The organism is Mesorhizobium sp. M7A.F.Ca.MR.148.00.0.0 (assembly GCF_003997735.1).
In the GTDB taxonomy this organism is placed as follows: Bacteria; Pseudomonadota; Alphaproteobacteria; order Rhizobiales; family Rhizobiaceae; genus Mesorhizobium.
Genome location: NZ_RZTB01000212.1, coordinates 1 through 4,671, shown reverse-complemented (window position 1 = coordinate 4,671; position 4,671 = coordinate 1). Strand labels below are relative to the sequence as shown.

Here is a 4,671-nt window from a genome sequence, read left to right as displayed (position 1 = left end):
GATACGAACACTGTGGCGAATTCCTCGATCTGGGCGCAAATCAGCTGACTACGGCGGGCATAAAGTCACACATTAGTGGGAAAGAAAATGCCCGTGCCCGATGCCCGGCACAGCAAGCCCACAATCATGGCGATTTTGGCGCAGCCGACAATGTGATGGCGAAGGATACGAACACTGTGGCGAATTCCTCGATCTAGGCGCAAATCAGCTGACGGCAGCGGGCATAAAGTCACACATTAGTGGGAAAGAAAATGCCTGTGCCCGATGCCCGGCACAGCAAGCTCACAATCATGGCGATTTTGGCGCAGCCGACCATGTGATGGCGCCGGAGACGACCAGCACGGTTGCGGCGGTGATCGAGGCGAGGAAGAAATCGCCGGACATTTGCGCCAGAAACCCGGCGGCGACCGGCCCGATGATCTGGCCAAGGCCGAACGCAGCCGTCATCAGGGCGAATATCCGGCGCGGCGCGCTTGGCGCCTGCTGCCGGGCGGCCTGCAGGCCAAAGGCGGTGATGGCAATGAAGGTGCCGCCGAGCAGCACGCCGGCAAGCAGCGGCCCGGTGGCGCCGCCGATGGCGACGCTGGCGGTGACGCCGGCAACTTCGATGAAGCACGCCAGCGCATAGGCGGCATAGAGGCCGGTCCGCGCCGCGATCTTCTGCCAGAACCAGACCGAGGGAAAGCCCGCAAGACCGGCGACCATCCACACCATGGCCTCGAAGATGCGGCTGCCGCCGCCTTGCCGGACGATGGCGACCAGGAATGTCGCCGTCACCACATAGCCAAAGCCGAACAGGCCGTAGGCGATGATGACCTTGACCAACGACCGGTCCATCCGCAGTGCCGGCTCGCGGGGGACTTCGCCGTTGCCGAGCGGACCCTCATTGACCAACAGAGCGACGAGGACGAAACCGCAGGCCGAAATCGCCGCCGACCACAGCCAACCTGCCGCCCAGCCCGAATGCTCGGCGACCAGCACCGCCATCATCGCCGCCGATGCCGCTATGCCGAGCCCGACGCCGCCGAAATGCCAGGCCTGCAGGTCGTTGCGACAGGCAGCCGCGATATGGCTGAAAACGACGCTGGCCATGAACACCATGACGAAGGCGCTGGCCAGACCGGCCAGAAAGCGGATGGCGAGAAAGGCCGCCATCGCTTCGGTCAGCCCCATCAGCGCGGCAAGGACCGCACTGGCGCCAAGCCCCGCCAGCATCAGCAGGCGCTCGCGCCCATGCGCCCAGCCGCCCGCCGCTGCCAACGCGCCGACGAGGTAGCCGAGATAGTTGGCCGAGGCGATCCAGCCGGCATCGGCCGGCGACAGATGCAGTTCCTGCATCATGCCGGGCAGGATCGGCGTGTAGACGAAACGGCCGATGCCCATGGCGACAGCCATGGCCATCATGCCGGCGAGGGCGAAACGCAGCGCTGTCGAGGTGGCCGATGTCATTGCACTGCACAATAAGTGCAGGGGTCGCTGAAACAATCGCCATCTGTTGGGCCAGTGCGTGCGCGGGACGCGGTGCTCGCCTCGACTTTCCCCAAGCCGAACGCTTGGCGCCTGCTCAGCAGCGGCAACCGGCGCGTAGCGGAGCCGTCTCGTGCACCGTCCGCCGTGCCGTCAGCCTGAACGGCACATCGCCCAGTTCGCGCTCCGACATGGTGTTCAGCACCGGATGCGAAAGCGGATCGATCAGCCATCTCTGCGCCTCGCCGTCCGGGCGCGGCTCATACGGCCTGCTCGCAGTGAAAAAGACCTTCAGCGACGACGACAAAATCCCCAGCATTTCCGGCTCCACAGGTCTGTCTCTCCCGACAAAATCTGCCGTTTCGATATGCCTTTCAATTGAGATTTCAGCCGGATCAGTTTAGAAAAACTCAATGGCCATGCTCAATCGCGTCCATCTCAACGGCCTCCGCGCCGTCGAAACCGTTGCCCGTCTCAGATCGCTGGCGGCGGCGGCCGGTGAGCTCAACGTTTCCGTCAGCGCCGTCAGCCAGCAGATCAGCCGTACCGAAAAACAGCTCGGCCAAGCGCTGTTCGAGCGAACGGCGAGCGGTCTGGTGCCGACCGAATTCGGCGCCGTTTTCGCGACCCGCCTCGGTGCTGGATTTCGTGAGCTTGCCCAGGCCGTGGCGCTGGCCGACGAGGCTACGCAATGCACATTGGTGGTTTCGGTGGCGCCGGCCTTTGCCTCGAAGTGGCTGTTGCCCAGGCTATCTCGCCACTTCGACCGGCATCCCAACGTGCTGCTGCGCATCGACGCTTCGGTGCGGCTGGCCAATCTCGATCACTCGGACATCGACATCTCCATCCGGCTTGGCGACGGCAAATGGCCTGGCGGGCGGGCGGAACTGCTCTTGGCGCAGGAGGTCTTCCCGGTCTGCGCGCCGGCGATCGCCCAAAAACTGAAGTCGATCGAGGACCTTGCCCAGACCTGCGCGATCACCGACGAGCGGGCGATGATCAACTGGGAAAGCTGGTTCGAGACGGCCGGCGTGCCCCCTGTCACCTTCCTGAAAGGTGCGCGTTTCACCGACCCGATGCTGTGCCTGGAATCGGCGATTGCCGGTCATGGCGTGATGCTGGGCTGGCAACTGCTCGCCGCCGACGCGCTGGCCGACGGGCGGCTGGTGGCGCCTTTCGGAATCCGCGCCCAGAGCGGGCTCGGCTATTGGCTGGTGACCTCGTCCGTCAAGGCGGAAAGCCGCAAGGTCCGGGATTTCAAGCTCTGGATCAGGGAAGAGATCGAGGCAACCATGGCGCGGTTCGGGTCGGTAAACGCTGAACCCGCCGGCGCGATCGCGGTGGAAAGGACGGAGGCACCGAGCTATGTAGAGTCGGACATCAAACTACGACAGGCAGGATCATGACCACACATTCGCGCGGCGTTTCCGCATCGATCGACCCGGTGAAGCTCGACAGGCTGGCGGAAGTCGCCATCAAGGTCGGACTGCAATTGCAGCCGGGGCAGGATCTGGTGCTGACTTCGTCGATCGCGGCACTGCCGTTGACCAGGCGGATCGTCGAGCACGCCTACAAGGCCGGCGCCGGGCTGGTGACGCCGATCTTCAACGACGACGAGATGACGCTGGCCCGCTACCGCTTCGGTGCCGATGCGAGCTTCGACCGCGCCGCCGGCTGGCTCTATGAAGGCATGGCGAACGCCTTTTCCAACAATGCGGCCAGGCTTGCCGTGCGCGGCGAGGATCCGTCGCTGCTCTCCACACAGGATCCGGCAAAAGTGGCACGTGCCAACAAGGCCAATTCGATGGCTTACCAGCCGGCGCTGGAAAAGATCACCGGCTTCGACATCAACTGGAACATCGTCGCCTATCCGGACCTCGCCTGGGCCAGGCAGGTTTTTCCTGACGATGCCGACGATGTCGCGGTCGTGAAGCTCGCCGACGCCATCTTCGCCGCGTCGCGGGTCGATGTGGAGGACCCGATCGGCAATTGGAAGGCGCACAACGCGGCGCTGCGCAGCCGCACCGAATGGCTCAATGGCCATAATTTCCACGCGCTGCACTTCACCGGACCGGGCACCGACCTGACCGTTGGGCTCGCGGACGGCCATGAATGGATGGGCGGCGCCTCGACCGCCAAGAACGGCATCACCTGCAATCCCAACATCCCGACCGAGGAGGTCTTCACCACGCCGCATGCAAGGCGGGTCGAGGGTCATGTCTCCTCGACCAAGCCGCTGTCCTACCAGGGCACGCTGATCGACGACATTTCGGTGCGTTTCGAAGAAGGCAGGATCGTCGAGGCCAAGGCATCGAAGGGCGAGGATGTGCTGAAGAAGGTGCTCGATACAGATGAGGGCGCGCGCCGCCTCGGCGAAGTGGCGCTGGTGCCGCATTCCTCGCCGATCTCGGCAAGCGGGCTGTTGTTCTTCAACACGCTGTTCGACGAGAACGCCGCCTGCCATATCGCGCTCGGCCAGTGCTATTCGAAGTGCTTCGTCGACGGCGCCTCGCTCAGCCAGGACGAGATCGCGGCGCGCGGCGGCAACAAGAGCTTCATCCACATCGACTGGATGATCGGTTCGGACAAGATCGACATCGACGGTGTCCACAAGGACGGCGCCCGCGTGCCCGTCATGCGCAAGGGCGAATGGGCTTGACCGTACGGAGGGTGCGATGGCCTTCGACCTGGCGGTCAAGCGTATCTACGAGCCACCCGCGCCCGATGACGGGCAGCGGGTTCTGGTCGACCGCATCTGGCCGCGCGGTGTCAGCAAGGAAGACGCTGCGCTGACGCTGTGGTTGAAGGACATCGCACCGAGCGACGACCTGCGAAAGTGGTTCGGCCATGCGCCGGCGCGCTGGCCGGAGTTTCAGGAGCGGTATCGTGCTGAGCTGGACGGGAACGGCGAGGCGGTGAGTGAATTGCGAGGTTTGATCAGCCACGGCAAGGTGACGCTGCTCTATGGCGCGCATGATGAAGCGCATAACAATGCGGTGGCGCTGGCGGGGTATCTCAGCGCAAGCGCTCACAATTAGCCATCGTTAGCCAGACCTTCGTCATCCTCGGGCTTGACCCGAGGATCCATGCCGCGACCTCAGTCGAAAGGCGCAGCGGAGCCGAATCTGCACCGTTGCAACACGGATAGATCACGGCATGGATCCTATGGTCTGCGCTGCGTCGCTCCGCTCCTTGCTTCGCCAT

General features: G+C 64.0%; 6 protein-coding genes. 4 read left to right on the top strand and 2 right to left on the bottom strand.

Annotated features, from left to right (window positions below):
- Positions 1-197: hypothetical protein (locus EOB49_RS37070; RefSeq protein WP_206526178.1), on the top strand; the 197-nt coding region annotated here is incomplete at its 5' end.
- Positions 198-288: 91 nt separating this feature from the next.
- On the opposite strand, the gene EOB49_RS32920 is transcribed toward EOB49_RS37070, so the two are convergent.
- Together EOB49_RS32920 and EOB49_RS32915 are read right to left on the bottom strand one after the other, a co-directional pair.
- Positions 289-1,449 carry a YbfB/YjiJ family MFS transporter gene (locus EOB49_RS32920; protein WP_127383415.1) on the bottom strand — a complete coding sequence of 387 codons (1,161 nt, stop codon included), beginning with the start codon at positions 1,447-1,449 and terminating at the stop codon, positions 289-291.
- A 115-nt stretch (positions 1,450-1,564) separates the two neighbouring features.
- On the bottom strand, positions 1,565-1,786 hold the full coding sequence (locus tag EOB49_RS32915) for a hypothetical protein (protein WP_127328448.1): 222 nt from the start codon (positions 1,784-1,786) through the stop codon (positions 1,565-1,567).
- A 94-nt stretch (positions 1,787-1,880) separates the two neighbouring features.
- Between EOB49_RS32915 and EOB49_RS32910 the strand changes: the two genes are divergently transcribed.
- Genes EOB49_RS32910 through EOB49_RS32900 form a run of 3 tightly spaced genes read left to right on the top strand, consistent with a single transcriptional unit; the run spans position 1,881 to position 4,505 of the window.
- Positions 1,881-2,873, top strand: a complete 993-nt coding sequence (locus EOB49_RS32910) for a LysR substrate-binding domain-containing protein (RefSeq protein ID WP_127383414.1) — start codon at positions 1,881-1,883, stop codon at positions 2,871-2,873.
- The gene (locus EOB49_RS32905) at positions 2,870-4,126 is read left to right on the top strand and encodes an aminopeptidase (protein ID WP_127383413.1); all 1,257 of its coding nucleotides are present in this window, start codon (positions 2,870-2,872) and stop codon (positions 4,124-4,126) included. Before EOB49_RS32910 ends, EOB49_RS32905 begins: the two co-directional genes overlap by 4 nt.
- Positions 4,127-4,142: 16 nt before the next feature.
- Positions 4,143-4,505: a DUF488 domain-containing protein gene (locus tag EOB49_RS32900; RefSeq protein WP_127270292.1), complete on the top strand. Its 363-nt coding sequence runs from the start codon at positions 4,143-4,145 to the stop codon at positions 4,503-4,505.
- Positions 4,506-4,671 lie beyond the last annotated feature (166 nt).